At 66.6% G+C, this 4053-nt stretch carries 4 protein-coding genes; 2 read left to right on the forward strand and 2 right to left on the reverse strand.

Annotated elements, in window-relative coordinates; translation table 11 throughout:
• Positions 1-272 (forward strand): sigma 54 modulation/S30EA ribosomal C-terminal domain-containing protein (locus V7Q39_RS19760; RefSeq protein WP_333818323.1); only part of this gene is annotated, 272 nt, incomplete at its 5' end.
• A gap of 31 nt (positions 273-303) precedes the next feature.
• Positions 304-768, forward strand: coding sequence for a PTS sugar transporter subunit IIA (locus V7Q39_RS19765; protein WP_333818324.1), 465 nt, complete (start codon positions 304-306; stop codon positions 766-768).
• Between the two features lie 149 nt (positions 769-917).
• Here V7Q39_RS19765 and V7Q39_RS19770 read toward each other — a convergent pair whose 3' ends face one another.
• Positions 918-2306, reverse strand: coding sequence for a nodulation protein NodH (locus V7Q39_RS19770; protein ID WP_333818325.1), 1389 nt, complete (start codon positions 2304-2306; stop codon positions 918-920).
• The gene (locus V7Q39_RS19775; protein WP_333818326.1) at positions 2306-4003 is read right to left on the reverse strand and encodes a DUF5927 domain-containing protein; all 1698 of its coding nucleotides are present in this window, start codon (positions 4001-4003) and stop codon (positions 2306-2308) included. Before V7Q39_RS19775 ends, V7Q39_RS19770 begins: the two co-directional genes overlap by 1 nt.
• Positions 4004-4053: the final 50 nt, after the last annotated feature.

The following is a 4053-nucleotide window of genomic DNA, read 5'->3' on the forward strand; positions in this document are numbered from 1 at the left end:
CGGGCCCTGTTGAATTCGGCGGGGCGTCCTCGTATATCCTCGCCGCAACCGAGGACGCCGAGGATGCCGAGCCCGACACGCTCCAGCCCGTGGTCATCGCCGAGATGGAGACGAAGATCCCTTCGATCACCGTGGGCGAGGCTGTGATGCAGATGGAGCTGGCGGGCCAGAAGATGCTGGTGTTCCGGAACGAAGGACATGGGGGCGTGAACGTCGTGTATCGCCGGGATGACGGCAATATCGGCTGGATCGACCCCCGCAACAGCAAATAACGCTCGCTGCGAGCAGGAACGTCGCCGACCCATGGAACTTTCCAAGCTACTTGTCCCAGGCGCGGTTCGCGTGGTTGGGCAGTTCACCTCCAAGAAGCGACTGTTCCAGGAACTGGGCGAGATCGCGGCGCAGGCCTATGGCCTGTCGGGGGCGGCGGCCATCGACGGGCTGCAGGAGCGGGAGTCGCTGGGGCCGACCGGCGTGGGGCATGGCATCGCCTTGCCCCATGCCCGGCTGGAGGACCTGAAGGGCATCATCGGGGTTTTCCTGCGGCTGGAGAAACCGCTGGACTATGACAGCGTCGACCGGCAGCCGGTGGATCTGGTCTTCGGTCTGTTCGCGCCGAAGGATTCCGGGGTCGACCATCTGAAGGCGCTGGCCCTGGTCAGCCGGACGATGCGGGACCAGGCGGTGGTGGCGAAACTGCGAGCGAATTCCGATCCGGCGAAGCTGTATGCGATCCTGACCGAGGCGAGGGCGCCGCAGGCGGCGTGATCTGTCCGCGCGCGGGCAGGTTTTCGACATTAAAGAAATCAATGGCTTGACTGCGAGCGTTCACCGTTTCTTAACCGGTGGCGGCTCGTTGATGCCTTCGGCACTCCTCGCGGGATTCGCGACGAGAAGACGAAGTCGCACGAGGAGGGTCAGACGCGCCAGCGGGTGAAGCCGAAGCCCATGTAGTCGCGGGCATAGGCTTCCGCAGCGGCGGATTCGAGGCTCTCGTCCCAGATCGACAGGAGCGTGGCTTCGGCCGGGTCGGGCGTGACCGCGGGGGGGACCGCGCCCGTTTCGGCGGCGAGGGCGCCGAGGCCTTCGACAAGGCTGTCTTCCCGCAACAGGCGGTCGAGCGGCTGGAAACCGGCGAAGCCCTGCACCACGGCGGTCTGGCTGGCGAGACCGGGATCGACGCGGGCGCCGGTCTGGCCGCCCACGGCAAGGCGGCAGTAGTTGAGGAAGATCAGGAAGGCGGCGCGTTCGGCCTCGACGCTGGCGAAAGGTTCGCCCGGCGGCTGCAATTCGGCGAGGAAACCGTTGATCAGAATGCGGCGCAGGTCCTGCGCCTCGCCCTGCACGATCTTGCGGCGGAAGGCTGCATGGGCGCGCAAAAGCGGATGGCGCAGCACGGTGAAGCTGCGGTGGCCGGGGTGCCTGCGCTTCCATTGGCGGAGCGACTTCTGTTCGAAGCCTTCGGTCACATCGCCAAGCCCGGTGAACCAATCGCGGATCACGGTCTCGGGACCGGAGCGGATGGGAAAGAAGAGAAGGCCTGTGTCGGAGGCGAGCGCGGTCGGCACCCCGGCCGCGCGGCGCGGCTCGAAACTGGGGGCGCGGCCCAGGTTGAAGACGTCCACGGCGGCGATGGCTTCGGCCAGCGCCTCGGGGTTTTCCAGCTTGTCTTCCAGCGGGCCGGGGTTCTGCTTCTTCAGCGTGTCGTCCAGCGCCTTGAGCCGCCCCTCGACCCCCAGGAAGGCGGCGAGGCCGTTGATCACGTCCAGCGAGCCGAGGTCTTCGTAGTCGAGGTAGAAAGCGGTCTGGCCGGTGGTCTGCAGGGCGTGCATGAGCAGCAGCTGGAAGGCCTGGATGTCGCGCAGGTGCTGGAGAAACTCCGGCACGTCGAAGCGGACCTTCGCAGTCTTCAGCCGCCGGGCGTTGGTCAGCTTCCACTGGTCGGTTGCCTGGGCGATCTTCCAGCTGACATAGCTTTCCAAGGGATTGCGGGTCAGGATGATCTTGGCGCAACCCGGATCGGGCAGCACGTCATCCAGAATGCGCAGGTCATGGTCGTGGAAGAAGCGGAAGCCGGGCAGACCCTCGGTCTCCTCGCGCAGCTTGCGCAGCAGGGGCCGGGGATCGCGGTCCCGCTCTTCCATCGTGATGCCGAAGAGGTCGGTCCGGTCTTTCTTGCCGAGGATGTAGCGGTTGAAGACCTCGCCATGGCTGACCACACCGGGCAGCGCGTTCAGGTTCGCCTCCAGCAGGTTCGACCCGGTGCGCATCTCGGCGAAAACGACGAAAGAATGGAAGCGCGGCATCAGCGCACGATCCGCGGACGGGCGAAGGGCTGGTCGGGCCGGGCAAGCTCGGCATCCGAGGGGAAATCGCCCATCAGAACCGGGGCCATGCCCTGATTGCGCAGGTCTTGCAGGAAACCGCCGAAGCCCTGAAGCGGGATCAGTTGCGGCAGGTCGGTCAGGCGATGCGCGGCGCGGGGGTGCAGAAGGTCGACCAGCTGTTCCAGGGGTTCGGCGGGGTTCTCGATGAAATCGGCCAGCGACCAGATGCGGACATTGGCTTTGGTTTCCGGCCCGTTCAATTCGTGCAGGAAATCGGATTCCACCTTTTGCAGGCGGGCGGCCTCGGAGCGGACCTCGGCGGCGCTGCGGCCGGAGCGCCAGAGCGGCACGGCGAAGGCGCCGGTGATGGCGAAGATCGTGGCATTGGGATCGGAGGCGAGGAAGGGGGCGATGGCCTGTTCGTCGGCGGCGCCGAACTGGAAGCATTGCGTCTCGCCCCGCGTGTTCCAGATCAGGTTCGTCAGGAAGCTTTTCGGGTTGTAGTCGCGCAAGGTCGGGCTGTCGGAGAGGCCGCCCTTGAAGACAGACTCGCCCCCCGCGAATTCGGCGCGGTCGAAGGCGAAGAGATGGCCGTGGACCCGGGCGTCCAGCGCGCGGGCAAGCCAGGGCTGGAAGTCGTGGAAAAGCTGGGAGAAGCCGGAGAACACGCCATAGGGCGCGGCAGAGAGGGTGCCGCCCCGGGCGCGGATCGGGAAGCGGCTTTGCATGTAAAGGCCGGCACGGCCCTTGACGCGACGCTCCACCGCCTTGGCGAAGAGACGGTTGATCTTGCCGGGGTGGGGCTCGGAGGCGAGCGCCCGGTCGCCGTCCGGCGTCAGGAAGGTGCGGTAGAGGAGGTCGGCTTCGGGCCAGATCTTGCGGGCGAGGAAGGCGTCGGTCTGCCGCAAAAGGTGCAGATGGTCGTCGTAGAAGGTGTAGGGGCGGCCCTGGTAGTCGAATTTCGACAGGGTGAGCGAGCGGCTTTCGATGCAGGGGGAGACCTGGCGCACGACGCTTTGGAAGTAGCTTTCGTCGGGAATCCAGACGCGACGGAAGTAGCGGTCGAGCTTTGGCCGGTCGGGGTGTTGCAGGATGGCTTGCAGGGTGGGGCGGGTCAGGCACCACCATTGGCTGCCGAGATGGGGGACGAGGCCCTGCGGGATACGGCGGCGGAAGCGGAGCGCGCGTTGCAGGCTGACATAGCCGTCGAAAAGCCGCCGCTGGCGTTTCCAGGCGAAGGGGAAGCGCAGGGTGAAGCGTTCCTCGTTCAGGCCGCCGGTGGTCCAGCCGACATCGGCGGTGGTGACGCTTTCGATGAAATCGGTATGGGGGTGGGTTGCCAGATGATCCTTCAGGGCGCGGACGGGGCGGATCGGCAGGCAGGAGCCGGAGGCGAGGAGGATATGCGAGACCTGCGGGAAGTCGGCCAGCATCTGCGTGCTGGCGTCGAGCGTGGCCTGGACGATGCCGAAGCTGCCCCATTCGCAAGGCGAGCGGGGGGAGAAGCGGATGTCGGGCAGGTCCTGCAGGGCGGTCTTCAGGCTGTCGAACTGGTCCTGCGGGGTGCGGGCGTCGACGTGGATCACCACCGGGCAGCCGTGCAGGGCCCAGTGCCGGGCCAGCTGCGCGGCGCGGTCGAGGGCGGCGTGGCACAGCATGACGACACCCAGCGTCACGCCCAGTTTCCTTTCGACATCAGGCCCAGCACCTCCAGCTGGCGCCAGTT

Origin of the sequence: Tabrizicola sp., from assembly GCF_036781545.1 — a bacterium.
Classification (GTDB): Bacteria; Pseudomonadota; Alphaproteobacteria; order Rhodobacterales; family Rhodobacteraceae; genus Tabrizicola.

Coding starts and splice junctions, on each gene's coding strand:
- V7Q39_RS19765 (WP_333818324.1), top strand. CDS start 304: ATGGAACTTTCCAAGCTACTTGTCCCAGGCGCGGTTCGCGTGGTTGGG.
- V7Q39_RS19770 (WP_333818325.1), bottom strand. CDS start 2,306: ATGCCGCGCTTCCATTCTTTCGTCGTTTTCGCCGAGATGCGCACCGGG.